The following is a 20,083-nucleotide window of genomic DNA, read 5'->3' on the forward strand; positions in this document are numbered from 1 at the left end:
CGAAGTCATCGTTAAGGAAAAAGACAATGGATTATCCAATCAGTGTGCCAAGCGCAGGCTTGGTCAATGGCATGTTTGTTGATGAGGACGCGCTCGCGGGCACACCCGGCTCGTTGATTCCCGCGAGTTGGGGCAACGGCGTGACGCAGGAAATTCTCGGCGTTGTGCGGGCCGCAGGAATGACACCGACCGAGACTTCAAATACACAAATGCTCGACGCGCTACGTAGCTCGCAGCTCTTCAAAACCCCGGCGCAATTCGATTTCAGCCGTTCAGTGGCTACGGCCGAGTTCGTGCAGCGTGCACTGGGCAATCACGCAGGGTCTCGTGACATCGCAGCCACGGCGCAACTTTCTCTTGCGGATGTGGGATGGGCGATTGGCCTGGGCGGAAACTCGGCCTATACCGTGTCTTTGCCAGAAATCAAGTCAGTTCCCAATGGCGCAACGTTCACGCTGCATTGCCGTAGCAACGCCCCGGTCACTATTGCCTGTACAGGCATTGCGAAAATAAGCCCGCAAGGAGCTGAACTGACCTCGATTGTCATGAACAGTGGTGAGAGCGCCACCGTCGTCAGGGAAAACGGAGTCTGGGCAGTCCACGGCACCGCGAGTCTCAAATATGCCGCACTGTTTTCAGGGTTGACGGCTAACCCCGGGTATCAGAAGCACGCCAGTGGGAACATAGATCAATGGGGGACCGGCATTACGGATGCCAACGGTGAAATGTGGGTCAATTTCCCGGTTTCCTTCCCGAATGGTTTTTTCTCATGTGTCGCCAACCATGCCGGTGGCGAAGCGGCCATCGTGATTGTTGTCGGAGGCACCGCCACCAAGCAAGGCGTTCGCTTGAAAGTGCGCAACGCGGTCAACCAGCCTGGCGCTGGCTGGACCGTGTTTTATTTTGCCAAGGGTTATTGAATGAATACTACCAACGTGCTTTTCAGCGCCGGTACGCGAGGCGTGTATGTACCGGGTATCAATTCGTCGGACATTCCTGACGATGTCATCGAAATTCCCCAAGCCTATTGGATCTCGCTGCTGCAGCAACTGTCGGTCACCGCGAAAGTTATTGGCGTGCATGCTGAAAGCGGTTATCCGGTCCTGGTCGATCCACCGCCTCCTTCGGCAGAGGCGGCCGCAGGCTTCGAGCGCACCTGGCGCAACGCCCAGCTTGCCGCCACTGACGGCCTGGTCGCACGCGACCGTGATGAACTGGAGGACGGCGGCGGCACAACATTGACCACTGAACAATATGCCGAACTGCAAACTTATCGACGGGCGTTGCGCGAGTGGCCGCAAGGCTCATTCTTCCCGTCCAGCGCGCATAGGCCGGTGGCACCGAGCTGGCTGCCTGCTGCGCTTTAAATCATTAGGGACGTGATATGGATTATCCGAAAAGCATTCCGGGCTCAGGTCTGGAAAACGGCAGGTTTGTCGACGAAGACCCGATTGCAGGGACGCCGGGGTCACTGATCCCGGCGAGTTGGGGGAACAGTGTTACCGAGGAAATACTCAATGCAATCACGGCCGCTGGCCTGACACCTGATGAAAATCAGACCCATCAATTGGCTCAAGCCATTCGAGAGTTGTCCAGACCTGATCCGCTGCAAGCGTTTCCGGTGCAGGTCTATCGCAAGAATCTGTTGATCAATGGCGATTTCAGAATCTGGCAGCGTGGTGCGAGCAATCAGGCGCCAAATGTCGGCGGGTACGTGGCTGATCGTTTCCGTTGTGACTGGAACGGAAACGCCGGAGTGAGCATCACGCGGCAAAATTTTGCGCTCGGGCAAGGCGAGGTCTCTGATGAACCGGCCTGTTTCCTGCGCTGGCAGCAAACGTCCGCAGGGGCGGGAGCTACCGTTCACAAAATCTCCCAGAATATAGAGTCGGTCAGAACGCTCGCCGGAAAAACGGCAACGCTGACGTTTTGGGCTCGATCCGATGCCGTGCGGCCTTTGCAAATAACGATTGCGCAGCAATTCGGAGTAGGTGGATCGGCAGCCGTTGGGAAACTGATTGATACGTTTCAACTGAACACAGTGTGGACGCGCTACACCGCAACGTTTCAGGTGCCCGCCATTGCGGGGAAAATGCAAGGCAGCGGCGACTGTCTGACATTGGCGTTCGATCTGCCTCTCAACGTTCTGCAAACGGTCGATCTGACACAGATCCAATTGGAGGAGGGGCCTGTGTCCACTCCCTTTGAGCTTCGTCCCTTAGCGCAGGAGCTGGCGTTATGTCAGCGCTATTACGAAAAGTCATTTGCTTCCGGGTTGCCGGTCAAAGCCAATAATGGCACCAATACGTGTATCTCGACGTTTACTCAGGTCCCGGCAGGAAATATCGGCCAATACGGGATGACGATCGGCTTTCTGGTTCAGAAAAGGGTTCAACCGACTGTCACTGCCTATAGCCCGGCAGACAGCAGTAATCAGGTCTGGAATCAAACGATCAGCAAAGCTTGCACCGGCACGCTACTTCAAGGCGTAACGGATCGTAGTATTTCTTTTGCCACTGTCACGCCAGTCGGCAGCGCACCGGGGCAGACTTTACAACTGGAATGGACAGCGGACGCTGAAATCTAGGAGCGACACTCATGGCTTATCAACTAAGCGCTTGCGGCGTGTTGCGCCTGGCTGACTGTGCATTTATTCCACAGGACTCCAACAATCGCGACTGGCTAGAGTTCCAGCAGTGGCAGCTCTCGGGCGGGCAGGTGCTACCGGCGGATGGGGTACTCGCTGAAACTGTTGCAACCGGCACCCTGAAAACTCTGGCAAATAAATGGCTGGCAAGCATCAGCCGCCAGCCGTGATTCAATCGGGGCAACATCCAGGGAGGATCAAGCATCATGCAATTAACTGAAAAACACCTTATCGACATCATGCCCAACGCCCGCTCCCAAGCGGGCGTTTTTGTTTCGCCACTCAACACCGCGATGGCCAGGCAGCGCATCGATACGCCAAAACGTATCGCGGCTTTTCTGGCACAGGTCGGTCACGAGTCGGGCCAATTGCGTTACGTGCGCGAACTGGGCAACAACCAGTACCTGAGCAAATACGACACCGGCACGCTGGCGCTGCGTCTGGGCAATACTCCGGAAGCCGACGGCGACGGGCAAAAGTATCGCGGGCGTGGACTGATTCAGATCACCGGCCGGGCAAATTATCGTCAGTGCAGTCTCGGCTTGTTTGGCGATGAGCGTCTTTTGTCGTTGCCCGAATTGCTCGAGCAACCGCAATGGGCGGCCGAATCGGCGGCGTGGTTCTGGGGGCAGAAGGGCTTGAATGAACTGGCCGACGCGGACCAGTTCAACACCATCACCCGCCGGATCAACGGCGGGTTGAACGGCTTGCAGGATCGCCTCGAGATTTGGGCGCGGGCGAGGGCGGTGCTATGTCCGGCTCCTGGCGCGTGATGGGTCTGTTGCTGCTGGTGACCGGGGCGTTTGCAGCGGCATGGCAGTTTCAGGACTGGCGCTACGGGCGGCAATTGGCCGAGCAGGCGCGGTTAAACGCCGAAACCCTCAATCAACTGACGCAGACCGCCGCCACCGCGCAACAGGCCGAGCAGGATAGACGCCTGGCACTGGAGCAGCGGCTCGCGGCCAGTGAGCAAACCCATTATCGAGCGCTGAGCGATGCCCAACGTGATCAGGATCGCTTGCGCGATCGCCTTGCTACTGCCGATGTGCGGCTGTCAGTCCTTCTCGACGCCGGCGACGTTGCCCACGGCTGTGCGATGCCAGCCGCCGCCGGCACCAGCGGCGTGGATTCTGCAACCGTACGCGCCCGACTTGACCCGGCGCATGCTCAACGAATTATCGCCATCACCGACACCGGCGACCGTGGATTGATTGCGTTGCAGGCCTGTCAGGCCTATGTCAGAGCGCTGGCGCCCGAACATCTTGAATGATTCTGTGTATTGAAAGCGCGTCCGGCTCGTGTACGGTGGAGGCATTCCACACGATCCGGAGCTCGCCGTGAAAGAGACCACCCAACTGGCCGCAGAACTGGGCCGACGTCTGCAAGTGCTCAATGCTCATGTCACTACCGCCGAGTCCTGTACCGGTGGCGGTATCGCCGAAGCGATTACGCGGATTCCGGGCAGTTCGGCCTGGTTTGAAGCGGGGTACGTGACGTATTCCAATCGGCAGAAAACCCGGCAGCTGGATGTGCCGGCTGATTTGTTCGAAACGGTAGGGGCGGTCAGTCGCGAGGTGGTCGAGGCCATGGTGCGTGGTGCGCAGCATCACAGCCTGGCGCATTTTGCCGTGGCGGTCAGCGGTGTCGCCGGCCCCGACGGTGGCACGCCGAACAAACCGGTGGGCACAGTGTGGCTGGCATGGGGTGTGGGCGACGAGGTTTACAGTGAGGTTCAGCACTTCCCCGGCGGCCGTGATGAAGTCCGCCGACAAACGGTGAAGGCCGCGCTAGAGGGGCTTGTGCGACTAGCGGCACGAGAAATCGAAAATCAGGGGTAGGCGATCTTCGAACGCTGTGGAATAATACTGGCTACTTATACAGGTGTTGGCCGTCAGGCCTTATTGATTACGTGAGGACTTTAATGGACGACAACAAGAAGAAAGCCTTGGCTGCGGCCCTGGGTCAGATCGAACGTCAATTCGGCAAGGGTGCCGTAATGCGTATGGGCGATCAGGACCGTCAGGCGATCCCGGCCATCTCTACTGGCTCTCTGGGTCTGGACATCGCACTCGGCATCGGCGGTCTGCCAAAAGGCCGTATTGTTGAAATCTACGGTCCTGAATCCTCCGGTAAAACCACACTGACCTTGTCCGTGATCGCCCAGGCGCAAAAAGCCGGCGCGACCTGCGCATTCGTCGACGCCGAGCACGCGCTCGATCCAGAGTACGCCGGCAAGCTGGGCGTCAACGTTGACGACCTGCTGGTTTCCCAGCCGGACACCGGCGAACAGGCCCTGGAAATCACCGACATGCTGGTGCGCTCCAACGCCGTTGACGTGATCATCGTCGACTCCGTGGCCGCACTGGTGCCGAAGGCTGAAATCGAAGGTGAAATGGGCGACATGCACGTCGGCCTGCAAGCACGTCTGATGTCTCAGGCGCTGCGTAAAATCACCGGTAACATCAAGAACGCCAACTGCCTGGTCATCTTCATCAACCAGATCCGTATGAAAATCGGCGTGATGTTCGGCAGCCCGGAAACCACCACCGGTGGTAACGCGTTGAAGTTCTACGCTTCGGTTCGTCTCGACATCCGCCGTACCGGCGCGGTGAAGGAAGGCGACGAAGTGGTCGGCAGCGAAACCCGCGTCAAGGTTGTGAAGAACAAGGTGGCTTCGCCGTTCCGTCAGGCCGAGTTCCAGATTCTTTACGGCAAAGGCATCTACCTCAACGGCGAGATGATCGACCTGGGTGTGCTGCACGGTTTCGTCGAGAAGTCCGGCGCCTGGTACGCCTACGAAGGCACCAAGATCGGTCAGGGCAAGGCCAACTCGGCCAAGTTCCTGGCGGACAACCCGGAAATCGCCGCGAAGCTCGAGAAGCAGCTGCGTGACAAGCTGCTGTCGCCAGCGGTGATCGCGGATTCCAAGGCCTCGGCGGTCAAAGAGACCGAAGACGACCTGGCCGATGCTGATCTCTGATACCAGCGATGACCACCGCCGTACTGGATACCCTCGTCGCGGTGCGGCGAACCGCCATGGACCTGCTCGCACGTCGCGAGCATGGTCGAGTCGAGTTGACGCGTAAACTGCGTCAGCGCGGCGCCGAGGCGGAGCTGATCGAAACAGCCCTCGACCGTTTGACGGAAGAGGGGCTGCTTTCCGAAGCCCGTTACCTTGAAAGTTTTGTCTCCTACCGTGCCCGTTCTGGCTATGGCCCCCTGCGAATTCGCGAGGAGCTCAGCCAGCGGGGTTTGCAACGTACCGATATCGAAATCGCCCTGCGCGAAAGTGGTATCAATTGGCAGGCGCAGCTTCAGGATACGTGGCAACGCAAATTCTCCGGGCATCTACCGATTGATGCGAAAGAGCGGGCCAGACAAGGCCGGTTTCTGGCGTATCGTGGGTTCTCGATGGAGATGATCAACCGCTTGTTCAGCGGTCGAGGGATGGACGATTAGACCGATTCAACAAAAAAGGCCCGCTATTTTTTAGAAAATAGCGGGCCTTTTTTTTGCCTTCAAATTACGTTGAAAGGCTCGCGTGAGTGTTGTGCTGTGGGCGATTTTGAATCGGCCCGGTTTTCCGGCAGGTTGATGAAGTCCACCAACTCTCTCAGACGACCATGGGTACGGCCATTGAAGGCAAACGCCAGCCGCGTCAGGTGGCTGAACTGCGCATCGTCGTGTTCTTCGCCGCTGTAGGCATGTTGGTGGAACTGGTCGCTCAGGCACAGATCAGCAAACTCTTCCTGCATCCGCGCCAGTGCCTGGTCGCTGAGCTTGTGGTTCATGCGAATCACAAATTGCCGCTTGAGCCAGCGGCTGGAGTGGAAGTTGCTGTAGAACTGATTGATCTCTTCCACCGCTTCTTCAACGCTGTAGACCAGTCGCATCAGCTTCATATCGGTCGGCAGGATATAGCGGTTTTCTTCCAGCTGATTGCGAATGAAGTCCAGCGCACCTTGCCAGAAGGTACCGCCCGGAACATCCAGCAACACCACCGGCACCAAAGGGCTTTTGCCGGTCTGAATCAGCGTCAGCACTTCCAGCGCTTCATCAAGGGTGCCAAACCCGCCTGGGCACAGCACCAGCGCATCGGCCTCTTTGACGAAGAACAGTTTTCGGGTGAAGAAAAAGTGGAATGGCAACAGATTATCGGTGCCGTCGACGGTGGGGTTGGCGTGTTGTTCGAAGGGCAGGGTGATGTTGAAACCCAAACTGTGGTCACGTCCGGCTCCTTCGTGGGCGGCGGCCATGATGCCGCCGCCGGCGCCGGTGATGACCATCATCTCTGCACGCGTCAGCGCCGCGCCGAGTTCGCGGGCCATCGCGTATAGCGGATGTTCCACCGGCGTGCGTGCCGAACCGAAAACGGTAACTTTGCGCCGGCCCTTGAATTGTTCGAGCACGCGGAACGCCTGCTCCAGTTCACGCAGGGCTTGCAGGGTGATCTTGGCGTTCCAGCGGTTGTGGTCTTCCTGAGCCATGCGCAGCACGGTGAGGATCATGTCGCGGTAGATGGGAATGTTCGGGCTGTCGGTGGAAACACGGTTAAGTTGGGCTTCGACCTGACTGATGAGGTCGCCGCTTTCCTGAAAATGACGGCTCAAGAGGTCATTCGGTTGATAAGGCATTCAACGTCTCCTTCTGTACAGGGCGGGTAGCCCGGACAACCAGCGTCCGGGTCGCACTGCAAAAACACACCGGGCCGGCAGTTCCATTTCTGCCGTTAACGAATGATCGGGAATACTCTCAATCTAGACCCTCGCACGCATTCGCGCTGACTTGAACAGTGCGCTGTAACGTTTTGTCTGGCAACCGCTTACTGATTTGCGCCAAAGCCCCGCCGCTCGTCTGAACGTATCGCAAAGGGCCATCACTCTGATTTACTCAAATACAGACGTCGCAAGACAACCTTGCGCTTGCGCAAGGCCAGGCAATTCAAGGATTCGTGGGTGGCAAGGAGGCGGGATGCATGGTCAGAGTGGTTCTGGAGATCGATACGCAGCTGTATCGAATGTTGCAGGAGTCGGCCGAGACGCATCAATTGAGTCTCGAAGAAGAGTGCTGCCGACGATTGGCCGGCGGCGAGCGTCGGTCGCGCTATCTGCAGGCGCTAGTGGCGGAATTGCGCGCCGAGGATGAGCAGCGGCGCGCCAAGGCTTCGCGCTGATTACTTCTTCTTCGCTGGCGCGGCTTTCGGGCAATCGGATTCCTGGTAACTGGCCGAGCCGATCGCTTTGTTGGTTTTCACTTCGGTGAAGTCGTAACGCATGATCGCGCCCTTGGCCATCAGCTTGCGGTACGACGGGTTGTTGCACACCGACGCGCCCAACTGGAAATACACAGCCTTGGGATCGGCGCGCATCTTGTCGGCGTGGCTCTTTTGCACGCTCAGATGGTTGATCAGCTGCGTGCCTTCGACGGTGTAGCCTTGATCAAGAATGTCTTCATTGATCGCCCGTGGCGTGCCGACGCTGCTTTGGGCGGCGACGTTGCGCAGCTCTCTGTTCAGATTCTGCTCACTCAGGGACGCAGCCTGAGCGGTAAAGGACGACGCCAGCAGAATGGCAGCGGTGGGAACGATAAGGCGCAGCATGAAACTCTCCTGATTCGGTGACTGGTGGTTCGACCCGTCACGGGGCGGTGCGTTCAGTGGCGGCGAATTATAGGGGAGCCGGTCTGGACGGTACAGGCTTGTGGCCGTCGCTCTGGTAAACTGCCGGCCTTTATTGCCCTGCCGAGTGTCGTTCGTGTCGAGTTTCCCTGTCTGCCGGTGTTGCCTGCGATGAACCATGCCCCCAACGCCGTGGCCCGCCTGCGCGATCAGCGTGAGGACGAAGGTATCAAGCCGATTCAGGCGCGCGGCTTTCGCTCCGAGCGTTGCCGCGATTGCCGGGTCATCATCAGTCATTGCCTGTGCGCGTGGCGGCCAAGCGTCGACACCCGTTCCGGCGTGTGCCTGATCATGACCGGCAAGGAAGTGTTCAAGCCAAGCAACACCGGTTGGCTGATTGCCGATGTGGTGCGCGACAACCATGCGTTCATCTGGTCACGCACCGAGCCCGACCCGCAGATGCTTGCACTGCTCAACGATCCGCAATGGCAGCCGTACCTGGTGTTTCCGGGTGAGTATGTCGAACCGTCGCGGGTGACCAACACGGTGACAGTCGATAGCAGCAAGCGCCCGCTGTTCATTTTGCTCGATGCGACCTGGACCGAGGCGCGCAAGATCTTTCGCAAGAGTCCGTATTTCGACCGCTTGCCAATCCTCAGCCTGCTGCCCGACAAACTCTCGCGCTATCGCTTGCGCCGTTCGACCCGCAGCGAGCACCTGTGCACCGCTGAAGTTGCGGCGTTGTGCCTGGAGCTGGCCGGTGACAGCGCTGCCGCTTCGGCGCTGGACGCCTATTTCGATGTGTTCAGCCAGCATTACCTCGGTGCCAAGCAGCAACTGGACATGAATGAATCAACGCCCGCTCACGCCGAGCTGTTGCCCTATATACGAAAGCCGCAGCCGGCGTTGGCCCGATAGTGGCCCATACTGTCGACAGCGCTGGCCATCTTGCTTGACCACCTCGGCTGCGCTGGGCATGCTTGGCGCCGATTAGGGTGCGGCCAAGGTTTGAGACGCCGTGTTTGCTGTTGATTGGCGTTGAACGTGCCCCTGTGGATATCGCTTCCAAGCGCTGTCTCGAGTTGCTTTGGCCAGGCCGGAATCTACCGCGTCTGCCATCAAAAACAGGATCATTTGAAAAATGGCCACATACGACATCCTGATTGCCGATGATCACCCCCTGTTTCGCAGCGCCCTGCACCAAGCGGTGACGCTGGGCCTTGGCCCGGACGTGCGACTGGTGGAAGTGGCGAGCATCGCCGAACTGGAAGCGCGCCTGACCGAAAAGGCTGACTGGGATCTGGTCCTGCTGGATCTGAACATGCCCGGCGCCTACGGTTTTTCCGGGCTGGTGCTGCTGCGCGGGCAGTATCCGCAGATTCCGGTGGTGATGGTCTCTGCTCAGGAAGAAGCCTCGGTGATGGTCAAATCCCGCGAATTCGGCGCCAGTGGTTTCATTCCCAAGTCCAGCGATCTGAGCGTGATTCAGGAAGCGGTGCGCAAGGTGCTCGATGGCGACGTGTTTTGGCCGCCGCAAGCGTTCGAAGCAGTCAGCGTGTCGGATGAGGCGAAAGCTGCCAGTGATGGCCTCGCCAGCCTGACGCCGCAACAGTTCCGGGTGCTGACCATGGTCTGCGAAGGTCTGCTGAACAAGCAGATCGCTTATGAGCTGAGCGTGTCGGAAGCGACCATCAAGGCCCACGTCACGGCGATCTTTCGCAAATTGAACGTGCGCACTCGCACGCAAGCGGCTTTACTGCTGCAACAACTTGAGTCAATTCCGAGCCAGTGATGGCTGGCGGTTTCACGCTTTTTTGACTTTCGTTGATCTAGCTTCCCCACACCTTTTTGGCTGGTTTCTTTCTTATGTCACCTTTCAAGGGCCAGACCGGCCTGAAACGCATCCTCAACGCGTCCGGCTATTCGCTCGATGGCCTGCGCGCTGCCTTCACCGGCGAAGCGGCGTTCCGTCAATTGGTGCTGCTCAACGTGGTGCTGATTCCGCTGACGTTCTTCCTCAATGTCAGCCGGGTCGAGCAGGCGGTGTTGATCGCGGTTTGCTTGCTGGCGCTGATTGTCGAGCTGCTCAATTCGGCGGTGGAAGCGGCCATTGACCGCATCTCGCTGGAATTGCACCCGCTGTCGAAGAACGCCAAGGACATGGGCAGCGCCGCGCAGTTCGTGGCGCTGAGCATGATCGGACTGGTGTGGGCGGTGATTCTGCTTTAAGCAATGGTCGGCAAGACGATCTCGTCGCTGCGCTGCACCCCGGCGGTGAAAGCGCGGCACAGCTCGAGAAACTCGCGCATTGCTGAAGTCTGGTACTTCTGTTTGTGCCAGATGAAATAGAACTGCCGGGCCAGATCCAGATCCGGCGTCTCCACCGGCACCAGACTGCCGCGCCGGAAGGCATCGCGCAGCGCCAGCCGCGAAATGCAGCCAATCCCCAGCCCTGATTCCACTGCGCGCTTGATCGCTTCGGTGTGTTCCAGCTCGAGACGAATGTTCAGCGCGCTGCGATGGTGACGCATGGCTTGGTCGAAGGTCAGCCGCGTGCCGGAACCCTGTTCCCGCAGAATCCACGCCTCATGGGTCAGCTCTTCCATAGTCGCACTGCCGCGTTTGGCCAACGGATGCTGCGGCGCGCAAAACACCACCAGCTCATCCTCGACCCAACTCTGCACTTCGATGTCCGGGTGGCTGCAATCGCCTTCGATTAGACCCAGATCAATTTCGTAGTGGGCGACCTGCTGCACGATATTGGCAGTGTTCTGTACGTGCAGCTTGACCTGACTTTCCGGGTGGCGCTGCATGAAGCTGCCGATCAGCAGGGTGGCCAGATAGTTGCCTATGGTCAGCGTCGCCCCCACTGATAGAGAGCCGAAACCGGATTTGCCATTGAGCAGGTCTTCGATTTCCTTGGCCTGGTCGAGCAGGGCCACCGCTTGCGGCAACAGTTGTTTGCCGAGGGCGTTGAGGCTCAGGCGTTTGCCGGCGCGGTCGAACAGCTGGCAGCTGGACTGGCGCTCGAGCTCGGTGATCGAAGTGCTGGCCGCCGATTGCGAGAGGTTGAGCAGACCCGCAGCACGGGATACGCTTTCCTGCTGGGCGACGGCGACGAAGACTTGCAGTTGACGGAGAGTAAATCGCATATCGATATAACCGATAACCCTTATCTTAATAATCCAGTTAACAGATATTGTCGTCGCTATTAGAATGCGATGCAATTGCGCACGTTAAGCCTCATTGAGCCGCGCAGACCAATCTCCAGGAGTCAAACGTACATGAGCAACATGAACCACGAGCGTGTCCTCAGTGTTCATCACTGGAACGACACTCTGTTCAGCTTCAAGTGCACCCGCGATCCGGGTCTGCGCTTCGAGAACGGTCAGTTCGTGATGATCGGCCTGCAACAGCCCAATGGCCGCCCGCTTATGCGCGCTTACTCGATCGCCAGCCCGAACTGGGAAGAGCATCTCGAGTTCTTCAGCATCAAAGTGCAGGACGGTCCGCTGACCTCCCAGCTGCAGCACTTGAAGGAAGGCGACGAGATCATCATCTCGAAGAAGCCTACCGGCACGCTGGTTCTTGATGACCTGAACCCGGGCAAGCACCTGTACCTGCTCAGCACCGGCACCGGTCTGGCGCCGTTCATGAGCGTGATTCAGGACCCTGAAACCTACGAGCGCTTTGAGAAAGTGATCCTGGTTCACGGTGTGCGTTACGTCAACGAAGTCGCTTACCGCGAATTCATCACCGAGCACCTGCCGCAGAACGAGTTCTTCGGCGAAGCGCTGCGTGACAAGTTGATCTACTACCCGACCGTGACCCGCGAGCCGTTCGAGAATCAGGGCCGCCTGACCGACCTGATGCGCAGCGGCAAGCTGTTCAGCGATATCGGCCTGCCACCCATCAACCCGCAGGACGACCGCGCAATGATCTGCGGCAGCCCAAGCATGCTCGACGAGACCAGCGAAGTGCTCGACAGCTTCGGCCTGAAAATCTCGGCGCGGATGCGCGAGCCGGGTGATTACCTGATCGAGCGTGCGTTCGTCGAAAAATAACCTGCGATACCTGTGGGAGCGAGCCCGCTCGCGAAAGCAGTCTGTCATTAAGATTGATGTTGACTGACACGACGCCTTCGCGAGCAGGCTCGCTCCCACAGTTGGTTTTTGGGTGTGACAGTAAAAGCCCGCGTTGCCTGAGAAGGCAGCGCGGGCTTTTTCGTTTGCGGGTTTTATGCCTTGGCCGGGATGACTTCCAGCACGCGGATCTGTTCGGGCGTCGGGTAATGCCAGCGCACGTCCAGATCCCAGAACTGCGCACCATATTCACGTTCCGGCGCCGGTGTCTGATACGCCGGACGCGGATCCTGCGCCAGGCACTGCTCGATCAACTCAACCAATGGCTCTTCAAGCCGCTGAGCGTGGGTGTGCGCTTGTTTCAAGGCTGACTCCACCCACTGGACGTCGATCAACTGCGGCGCCGCGCTGGCGATGTCATTGGTTGCCCCAGGGATGATGTCGGCATACGGCACATACGGTTTGATATCCAGCACCGGCGTGCCGTCGAGCAGATCGATCCCGGAGATAAACAGCCGATTACCTTCGACCCTGTCCAGCTTCACCACCGACTGGCCAATGCCGTTCGGCCGGTGCGTGGCGCGGGTGGCGAACACGCCCATCGACTTGTTGCCGCCCAGGCGTGGCGGGCGCACTTTCAGTCGCGGTTTGTCTTCCAGGGCTTGGTGGAACAGAAACAACAGCCACACATGGCTGACCTGCTCCAGCCCCTGCACGGCGTCACCCTGGTCGAACGGCGCGACCAGTTCCAGCACGCCACGGGCGGCCGGGGCCAGTTGTGGCTGGCGGGGGATGGCGAACTTCTCCTTGAAGCAGGAGCGCACGAAGCCGATGGGGGAGACGCTGTAAGTCATGGTCTGGGATCGAAGCGGGTAGGGCGGGCATGATAACCCGGCTCGCTTCAAGTCTGGTGGTGACAGGGCGGACGCCATCGCTGGCAAGCCAGCTCCCACAGGTTTTTGAGTGAACCCGGATTGTTCAAACACCCAAGAACCCTGTGGGAGCTGGCTTGCCAGCGATAGTCACACCGCCGATGTCAGAGGCTGAACCCACCATCAAGAGGAATGATATTCCCGGTCATATAAACCCCCGCCGTACTCGCCAGGCTGATCGCCAGCGCCGCCATCTCTTCCTCACGCCCCCAGCGCTTCATCGGAATCAGCGCAGTATCCTCAGCCAATGCCTGTTCATCATTACCAATATGCTGGGTCATCTTGCTCGGAAAGCGACCCGGCGCAATCACGTTGACGTTGATGTGCTGGCTCACCAGTTCTCGCGCCAGAATGCGCGACAACTGATGCAGAGCGGCCTTGCTCGGCCCATAGGCATATGCCTGCTCGCCAAACGAAGAAATCCCCGCCACCGAACCGATATTGATGATCCGCGCCGGATTCGCCGCCGAACCAGCCTTGCGCAGTAACGGCAGAAACTGCTGGATGCAACTGAACACCGACGTCACGTTGAGCTGCATGACCTTTTCCCAGCCCTTGACCGGATAGCTCTCCAGCGGCGCGCCCCACGTGGTGCCGGCATTGTTCACCAGAATGTCCAGATGAGTGATCTGCTCACCCAGGCGCGCGGCCAGTTCCTGCACGCCTTCTTCAGTGGCCAGATTCGCCGCCACGCCGTGGCAAGTGCCGAAGGCACTGAGTTCTTGCGCCGTTTGATGACAGGCTTCGGCGTCGCGGGAGCAGACGAACACTCGGGCGTCAGCCTCGACAAAGGCCTTGGCGATCATTTTGCCGATACCACGGGTGCCGCCGGTCACCAGAGCGGTGCGGCCTTGCAGGGAGAAGTAGGGATGCATGGCGAGTCCTGAGGGCTAGGGGTCAATACACCCTAGTCGCCAGCCGCAAAAAACGGAGCCACTATTTTCGAAGGGAATGAACGGTCATGCGCTGCGGTGGCGACCATCAGTCGCCACCGCAGAAGGGCATCAGGCCGGGCGAACGCGCAGGGTCAGACCCTTGAGGAAGTTACGCAGCAACTGGTCGCCACACGGACGGTAGTTGGTGTGGCCGACCTTGCGGAACAGCGCGCTCAGTTCGGGCTTGGACACCGGAAACTCGGCGGCTTTGAGGATCGCGTGCATGTCGTCTTCTTTCAGTTCGAAGGCCACACGCAGTTTTTTCAGGATGATGTTGTTGGTCACCGGCACTTCGATCGGCTGTGGCGGACGGCTTTCGTCCTTGCCGCGCTTGAAGATCACCAAGCCGTCGAGGAAGTGCGCGATGACTTCGTCCGGGCAGCGTACGAAGCCTTCTTCGTCTTCTTCTTTCTTGTCGAGCCAGGTGATGACATCGGCGAGCGTGACGTCCATGCCGCCCAGTTTGATGATCTCGACAACTTTCTTGTCGCTGATGTCGAGCATGTAGCGCACGCTGCGCAGTACGTCGTTATGAACCATGTCGGTATTCCTGATGCGTTGTGGGCAGCGCTCGTAAGCACTGCCGAAATGTGTGGCGGCAGTGGAAGTTCTAGAACTTCTCTTTGCCGGACAGGTAGCGCCACTGACCGAGCGGGACCTTGCCGATCGAGACGCCGCCGATGCGGATGCGGCGGATGCCGATGACCTTCAGGCCGACCGCTTCGCAGAACTGCGCGATGATTCCCGGCTGCGGGTTTTTCATGGCAAAGCGCAGGCGGTTTTCGTTCTGCCAGCTGGCCTTGACCGGCGGCAGCTCCTTGCCCTTGTGCGTCAGGCCATGCTGCAGGCGATTGAGGCCGTGGGCAGCCATCTCACCTTCGACTTCGACGATGTATTCCTGCTCGATCTTCGCAGCGTCGGCGGTGAGTTTGCGCAGGATTTTCCAGTCCTGGGTGAACACCAGCAGGCCGCTGGCCTTGGGCTGCAGGTCGGCGCTGGCGGTCAGGCGCAGGAAATGCCCGCGCAACGGACGCTTGCCGTAGCGATGCTCTTCGCTGAGGGTTTCGGCGCTGAGCGATTGCATGGCGCTGTCGACATCCATGCCGGCGGGCGCGTTAAGCAGGATGGTCACCGGCTCCGGCGCGGTGGCCTTGGCGTCCTTGTCGAGCTCGACCTTTTGCTCGCCGACCTTGAATTGCGGCTCATCGATGACTTCGCCGTCCACGGTGACCCAGCCGCCCTCGATGAACAGCTCGGCCTCCCGGCGGGAGCAACCGACCAGTTCGATGAGGCGTTTGGAGAGGCGGATCGGGTCAGTCATGACGGGGCCGTAACAAAAAAGGGGTGGGCATTGTACCTGTGTGGAAGCGGTTAAGCCCGGTTCCATTTGCAGGCGCTGTATTCAATGTGGGAGCGAGCCTGCTCGCGAAGGCGTTCTGCCAGTCAATGTTTGCAGTGACTGGTACACCGCATTCGCGAGCAGGCTCGCTCCCACATGGGTTTCATAGTGTGTCAGCCGTTGCCTGAGCGCTGTTGGGACTGCCGCAAGCGCATATGCAGCAGCGGATACGGCTGGCCCATGCCATCGACCTCGGAGCGGCCGATCACTTCAAATCCCTGCTTTTCATAAAATCCCAAGGCTTGCGGGTTCTGCTCATTGACGTCGAGTTCATCGGCGTTGAGCCGTTCGATCGCATAGCGCAGCAACTGCTTGCCCAAGCCTTGACCACGATGGTCGGGATCGATGAACAGCATTTCAATCTTGCCCGCCGCCACACCGGCAAACCCGGTGATGCGCTGCTGGCGGTCCTTGGTGCAGATCAGCATTACCGCGTCGAGATAGCGGGTGAGCACCAGATTGCGCAGCAGCTCGATATAGCTGTCCGGCAGAAAATCATGTGTCGCGCGAACCGAGGCCTCCCAGACCCGGGTCAGTTCCTGGTAATCGCTGAGTTTCGGTGTGTGGATGACCGAATGCTGACGCATGTGCGTGTGCCTCTTGTGCGGTTCAAGGGAGTCCGTCCCCCGCTAAACGATAGCCGCAAAAAAGCCCCGTATCTCGGAAAAGAGCGGGGCTTTTTGGATTTGTTGCGGTGTCTGGCTGGCTATTTCTGTCGCCAGCAAGATCTCTCCCCCTCACCCCAACCCTCTCCCCCAGAGGGGGCGAGGGGGAAGGGAGCTGAACTTCGTGCTTTTCAAACCTGAGTTCGACCGGATAGCTCAGGTCGATGTACCTAGAAAGAACAACACGGTCAGCTCCCTCTCCCTCTGGGAGAGGGCTGGGGTGAGGGGCTTTTGATCTTCAGATCAGATCTGCTCAGCCCACAGATCATATTCGTCAGCGTCAGTCACCTTGCACCAGACCTTGTCGCCCGGCTTCAGGTTGCTGCCGTTGTCGATAAACACGTTACCATCGATTTCCGGGGCGTCGAAGAAGCAACGGCCGACCGCGCCTTGCTCGTCCACCTCATCCACCAGCACTTCAATCTCACGACCAATGCGCATCTGCAGGCGTGCCGAGCTGATCGCCTGCTGGTGCGCCATGAAGCGCTCCCAACGATCCTGCTTGACGTCGTCCGGGACCACTTCCAGATCCAGATCGTTGGCCGGTGCGCCATCCACCGGCGAGTACTGGAAGCAGCCGACGCGGTCGAGCTGGGCTTCGGTCAGCCAGTTGAGCAGGTACTGGAAGTCTTCTTCGGTTTCGCCCGGGAAGCCGACGATGAAGGTCGAACGGATGATCAGGTCCGGGCAGATTTCGCGCCAGTTCTTGATGCGTGCCAGGGTCTTGTCTTCGAACGCCGGGCGTTTCATCGACTTCAGGACTTTCGGGCTGGCGTGCTGGAACGGGATGTCCAGGTACGGCAGGATCTTGCCGGCGGCCATCAGCGGGATCAGCTCGTCGACGTGCGGGTACGGATAAACGTAGTGCAAGCGCACCCAGACGCCCAGCGTGCTCAGCGCTTCGCACAGTTCGGTCATGCGGGTTTTCACCGGCGCGCCGTTCCAGAAGCCGGTGCGGTATTTCACGTCGACGCCGTAGGCGCTGGTGTCTTGCGAGATCACCAGCAGCTCTTTGACTCCGGATTTGACCAGGCGCTGCGCCTCGTCGAGCACATCACCAACCGGACGGCTGACCAGTTTGCCGCGCATCGACGGGATGATGCAGAACGAGCAGCTGTGGTTGCAGCCTTCGGAAATCTTCAGGTACGCGTAGTGGCGCGGGGTCAGTTTGATGCCTTGCGGCGGCACCAGGTCGATCAGCGGGTTGTGATCCTGACGCGGCGGCACCACTTCGTGCACGGCGTTGACCACTTGCTCGTACTGCTGCGGACCGGTCACGGCCAGCACGCTCGGGTGCACGTTGCGGATGTTGCCTTCTTCCACGCCCATGCAGCCGGTAACGATGACCTTGCCGTTTTCCTTGATCGCTTCGCCGATCACTTCCAGCGACTCAGCCTTGGCCGAATCGATGAAACCGCAGGTGTTGACCACCACGACGTCGGCGTCCTGATAGGTGGACACCACGTCATAGCCTTCCATGCGCAGCTGGGTCAGGATGCGCTCGGAGTCGACCAGTGCTTTCGGGCAACCCAGAGATACAAAGCCAACCTTTGGATTGGCCGGCGCAGGAGTGGTGGACATGTCTAACCTCGGTGTTTTGTGACGTCGCTTGCTTGATGGGCAAGCCGACGGATGGGCGCTTAGGGCGCGCCTCTGATCAAAAAGTGCGCAATTCTAGCGGCGGGCAACGCACTTGACCAGCTTTATACGGGGAAATACGACGAGTGCTGCGCTATGCTTCGCGCCGTTGAGCTTTGCCGATTTCTTGCAGTCAATCATTGGTCTGTAACAACAGGTAAAACAGCGCATGCTGCAACTCAAAGCATAGTGCTTCCTTCAAAGAAGCCGGTATCGAGATCAGGAGTGTTGGATGGGTCAGGCAAGTAGTCATGCGGCGGGCGCCGAGGGTTCGGCAAGCAGACCGCTGAGCATGCTGGTCGCGGCGGTCGGGGTGGTTTATGGCGACATCGGTACGAGCCCGTTGTACACCCTCAAGGAAGTGTTTTCCGGCGGTTACGGCGTGCCGGTCAATCACGACGGCGTGCTGGGCATTCTGTCGTTGATCTTCTGGTCGCTGATCTGGGTGGTATCGATCAAGTACATGATGTTCGTCCTGCGCGCCGACAACCAGGGCGAGGGCGGCATCATGGCCCTGACCGCACTGGCTCGGCGGGCAGCGGCGGGGCGCAAGCGCCTGCGCACGCTGTTGGTGGTGTGCGGGCTGATCGGCGCGGCGCTGTTCTATGGCGACAGCATGATCACCCCGGCCATTTCGGTGCTGTCGGCGATCGAAGGCCTTGGCCTGGCGTTTGACGGCATTGATCACTGGGTGGTGCCGCTGTCGCTGGTGGTGCTGGTCGCGCTGTTTCTGATCCAGCGCCACGGTACCGCGCGGATCGGCATTCTGTTCGGGCCGATCATGGTCACCTGGTTCCTCGTCCTCGGCGCGCTCGGTGTGTACGGCATCAGCCACACGCCGGAAGTGCTGCATGCGCTTAACCCGATGTGGGCGGTGAATTTTTTCGTCGTGCACCCAGGCATGGGCGTAGCGATCCTCGGCGCCGTGGTGCTGGCGCTGACCGGCGCGGAAGCGCTGTACGCCGACATGGGCCACTTCGGCCGCAAGCCGATCGCCCGCGCCTGGTTCCTGCTGGTGCTGCCGGCGCTGGTGCTCAACTACTTCGGCCAGGGCGCACTGCTGCTGGAAAACCCGGAAGCCGCGCGTAACCCGTTTTATCTGCTGGCGCCGAGCTGGGCGCTGATTCCGCTGGTCGGCCTGTCGACCCTGGCCACGGTGATCGCTTCGCAAGCGGTGATTTCCGGCGCGTTCTCCCTGACCCGTCAGGCGATCCAGCTCGGTTACATCCCGCGCATGTACATCCAGCACACCTCCAGCGACGAACAAGGCCAGATCTACATCGGTGCGGTGAACTGGGCGCTGATGGTCGGTGTGGTGCTGTTGGTGCTGGGCTTCGAATCGTCCGGCGCACTGGCCTCGGCCTACGGCGTCGCAGTGACCGGCACCATGCTGATGACTACCATTCTGGTGTCCGCCGTGATGTTGCTGCTGTGGAAATGGCCACCGATCCTTGCGGTGCCGGTGTTGATCGGCTTCCTGTTGGTGGATGGTCTGTATTTCGCTGCCAACGTACCGAAGATCGTCCAGGGCGGCGCTTTCCCGGTGATCGCCGGTATCGCGCTGTTCGTGCTGATGACCACTTGGAAGCGCGGCAAACAGCTGCTGGTCGAACGCCTCGACGAAGGCGCGCTGCCGCTGCCGATCTTCATCAGCAGCATCCGCGTGCAACCGCCGCATCGCGTGCAGGGCACCGCCGTGTTTCTCACCGCCCGCTCCGACGCCGTGCCCCATGCGCTGTTGCACAACCTGCTGCATAACCAGGTGTTGCATGAGCAAGTGGTGTTGCTGACGGTGGTCTACGAAGACATCCCGCGCGTACCTCCATCGCGGCGCTTCGAGGTCGAAGCGCACGGAGAGGGTTTCTTCCGGGTGATCCTGCACTTCGGTTTCACCGACGAGCCAGACGTGCCGCAAGCGCTGAAGCTGTGTCATCTGGATGATCTGGACTTCAGTCCGATGCGTACCACCTACTTCCTCAGCCGCGAGACGGTGATTGCTTCGAAGCTGGAAGGCATGGCGCGTTGGCGTGAGGCGTTGTTTGCGTTCATGTTGAAGAATGCCAATGGCAATTTGCGGTTCTTTAATTTGCCGTTGAACCGGGTGATTGAGTTGGGGACGCAGGTGGAGATGTAAGCCTGACCTCAACTGAAAAGCCCCTGTCAGCCTT

At 59.4% G+C, this 20,083-nt stretch carries 24 protein-coding genes; 15 read left to right on the top strand and 9 right to left on the bottom strand.

The window, feature by feature from the left end; translation table 11 throughout:
* Window positions 1-26: 26 nt before the first annotated feature.
* From J2Y39_RS01100 to recX, 9 genes are all read left to right on the top strand, one after another.
* Window positions 27-920, top strand: a complete 894-nt coding sequence (locus tag J2Y39_RS01100; protein ID WP_150636353.1) for a phage tail protein — start codon at window positions 27-29, stop codon at window positions 918-920.
* A complete protein-coding gene (locus J2Y39_RS01105; protein ID WP_095180515.1) occupies window positions 921-1,367 on the top strand; it encodes a phage tail assembly chaperone in 447 nt (148 codons plus the stop codon). It begins immediately after the preceding gene.
* 17 nt (window positions 1,368-1,384) lie between these two features.
* Window positions 1,385-2,587, top strand: a complete 1,203-nt coding sequence (locus J2Y39_RS01110; protein WP_095180516.1) for a carbohydrate-binding protein CenC — start codon at window positions 1,385-1,387, stop codon at window positions 2,585-2,587.
* A gap of 11 nt (window positions 2,588-2,598) precedes the next feature.
* Window positions 2,599-2,817, top strand: a complete 219-nt coding sequence (locus tag J2Y39_RS01115) for a hypothetical protein (protein WP_310214535.1) — start codon at window positions 2,599-2,601, stop codon at window positions 2,815-2,817.
* A 36-nt stretch (window positions 2,818-2,853) separates the two neighbouring features.
* Window positions 2,854-3,420, top strand: coding sequence for a glycoside hydrolase family 19 protein (locus J2Y39_RS01120; protein WP_310214538.1), 567 nt, complete (start codon window positions 2,854-2,856; stop codon window positions 3,418-3,420).
* A complete protein-coding gene (locus tag J2Y39_RS01125; RefSeq protein ID WP_310214541.1) occupies window positions 3,399-3,917 on the top strand; it encodes a lysis system i-spanin subunit Rz in 519 nt (172 codons plus the stop codon). The genes J2Y39_RS01120 and J2Y39_RS01125 overlap by 22 nt, the downstream gene beginning before the upstream one ends.
* Window positions 3,918-3,984: 67 nt before the next feature.
* A complete protein-coding gene (locus J2Y39_RS01130; protein ID WP_252887403.1) occupies window positions 3,985-4,485 on the top strand; it encodes a CinA family protein in 501 nt (166 codons plus the stop codon).
* An 83-nt stretch (window positions 4,486-4,568) separates the two neighbouring features.
* Window positions 4,569-5,627, top strand: coding sequence for a recombinase RecA (recA, locus tag J2Y39_RS01135; protein WP_024011876.1), 1,059 nt, complete (start codon window positions 4,569-4,571; stop codon window positions 5,625-5,627).
* 8 nt (window positions 5,628-5,635) lie between these two features.
* Window positions 5,636-6,106: a recombination regulator RecX gene (gene recX, locus J2Y39_RS01140; protein ID WP_041478085.1), complete on the top strand. Its 471-nt coding sequence runs from the start codon at window positions 5,636-5,638 to the stop codon at window positions 6,104-6,106.
* Window positions 6,107-6,165: 59 nt separating this feature from the next.
* On the opposite strand, the gene J2Y39_RS01145 is transcribed toward recX, so the two are convergent.
* Window positions 6,166-7,281 (bottom strand): TIGR00730 family Rossman fold protein, encoded by a 1,116-nt coding sequence (locus J2Y39_RS01145; protein WP_310214546.1) that lies wholly within the window; start codon window positions 7,279-7,281, stop codon window positions 6,166-6,168.
* 341 nt (window positions 7,282-7,622) lie between these two features.
* Between J2Y39_RS01145 and J2Y39_RS01150 the strand changes: the two genes are divergently transcribed.
* Entirely contained in the window at window positions 7,623-7,820 is a 198-nt protein-coding gene (locus J2Y39_RS01150) for a hypothetical protein (RefSeq protein ID WP_016770569.1), read from the top strand.
* Here J2Y39_RS01150 and J2Y39_RS01155 read toward each other — a convergent pair whose 3' ends face one another.
* Window positions 7,821-8,246, bottom strand: coding sequence for a PA3611 family quorum-sensing-regulated virulence factor (locus J2Y39_RS01155; RefSeq protein ID WP_007908738.1), 426 nt, complete (start codon window positions 8,244-8,246; stop codon window positions 7,821-7,823).
* Window positions 8,247-8,435: 189 nt separating this feature from the next.
* Between J2Y39_RS01155 and J2Y39_RS01160 the strand changes: the two genes are divergently transcribed.
* From J2Y39_RS01160 to J2Y39_RS01170, 3 genes are all read left to right on the top strand, one after another.
* The gene (locus J2Y39_RS01160; RefSeq protein WP_130930165.1) at window positions 8,436-9,182 is read left to right on the top strand and encodes a tRNA-uridine aminocarboxypropyltransferase; all 747 of its coding nucleotides are present in this window, start codon (window positions 8,436-8,438) and stop codon (window positions 9,180-9,182) included.
* Between the two features lie 223 nt (window positions 9,183-9,405).
* Entirely contained in the window at window positions 9,406-10,056 is a 651-nt protein-coding gene (gene erdR, locus J2Y39_RS01165) for a response regulator transcription factor ErdR (RefSeq protein WP_016771412.1), read from the top strand.
* A 74-nt stretch (window positions 10,057-10,130) separates the two neighbouring features.
* A complete protein-coding gene (locus J2Y39_RS01170) occupies window positions 10,131-10,493 on the top strand; it encodes a diacylglycerol kinase (protein ID WP_016771411.1) in 363 nt (120 codons plus the stop codon).
* On the opposite strand, the gene J2Y39_RS01175 is transcribed toward J2Y39_RS01170, so the two are convergent.
* The gene (locus tag J2Y39_RS01175; protein ID WP_024011881.1) at window positions 10,490-11,416 is read right to left on the bottom strand and encodes a LysR family transcriptional regulator; all 927 of its coding nucleotides are present in this window, start codon (window positions 11,414-11,416) and stop codon (window positions 10,490-10,492) included. The genes J2Y39_RS01170 and J2Y39_RS01175 overlap by 4 nt on opposite strands.
* Before the next feature lie 132 nt (window positions 11,417-11,548).
* On the opposite strand from J2Y39_RS01175, the gene fpr reads away from it, so the two are divergent.
* Window positions 11,549-12,328, top strand: a complete 780-nt coding sequence (gene fpr, locus J2Y39_RS01180; protein WP_007908723.1) for a ferredoxin-NADP reductase — start codon at window positions 11,549-11,551, stop codon at window positions 12,326-12,328.
* Window positions 12,329-12,501: 173 nt separating this feature from the next.
* On the opposite strand, the gene tsaA is transcribed toward fpr, so the two are convergent.
* The 6 genes from tsaA to rimO all read right to left on the bottom strand — a co-directional run bounded on the left by tsaA (window position 12,502) and on the right by rimO (window position 17,858).
* Window positions 12,502-13,200 (bottom strand): tRNA (N6-threonylcarbamoyladenosine(37)-N6)-methyltransferase TrmO, encoded by a 699-nt coding sequence (gene tsaA / locus J2Y39_RS01185; RefSeq protein ID WP_252877591.1) that lies wholly within the window; start codon window positions 13,198-13,200, stop codon window positions 12,502-12,504.
* A gap of 182 nt (window positions 13,201-13,382) precedes the next feature.
* A complete protein-coding gene (locus J2Y39_RS01190; RefSeq protein ID WP_310214559.1) occupies window positions 13,383-14,153 on the bottom strand; it encodes an SDR family oxidoreductase in 771 nt (256 codons plus the stop codon).
* A gap of 129 nt (window positions 14,154-14,282) precedes the next feature.
* Window positions 14,283-14,753 carry a DUF1456 family protein gene (locus J2Y39_RS01195; RefSeq protein WP_056783315.1) on the bottom strand — a complete coding sequence of 157 codons (471 nt, stop codon included), beginning with the start codon at window positions 14,751-14,753 and terminating at the stop codon, window positions 14,283-14,285.
* Window positions 14,754-14,823: 70 nt separating this feature from the next.
* Entirely contained in the window at window positions 14,824-15,534 is a 711-nt protein-coding gene (locus tag J2Y39_RS01200) for an rRNA pseudouridine synthase (protein WP_039762586.1), read from the bottom strand.
* Between the two features lie 191 nt (window positions 15,535-15,725).
* Entirely contained in the window at window positions 15,726-16,199 is a 474-nt protein-coding gene (locus J2Y39_RS01205; RefSeq protein ID WP_310214563.1) for an acetyltransferase, read from the bottom strand.
* 321 nt (window positions 16,200-16,520) lie between these two features.
* Window positions 16,521-17,858 carry a 30S ribosomal protein S12 methylthiotransferase RimO gene (gene rimO, locus J2Y39_RS01210; protein WP_041478077.1) on the bottom strand — a complete coding sequence of 446 codons (1,338 nt, stop codon included), beginning with the start codon at window positions 17,856-17,858 and terminating at the stop codon, window positions 16,521-16,523.
* A 349-nt stretch (window positions 17,859-18,207) separates the two neighbouring features.
* Here rimO and J2Y39_RS01215 point away from each other — a divergent pair, with 349 nt between their 5' ends.
* Window positions 18,208-20,049: a potassium transporter Kup gene (locus J2Y39_RS01215; RefSeq protein WP_370695135.1), complete on the top strand. Its 1,842-nt coding sequence runs from the start codon at window positions 18,208-18,210 to the stop codon at window positions 20,047-20,049.
* Window positions 20,050-20,083 lie beyond the last annotated feature (34 nt).

The sequence above is a fragment of the Pseudomonas sp. 2957 genome, assembly GCF_031456345.1.
Taxonomy (GTDB): Bacteria; Pseudomonadota; Gammaproteobacteria; order Pseudomonadales; family Pseudomonadaceae; genus Aquipseudomonas; species Aquipseudomonas siliginis.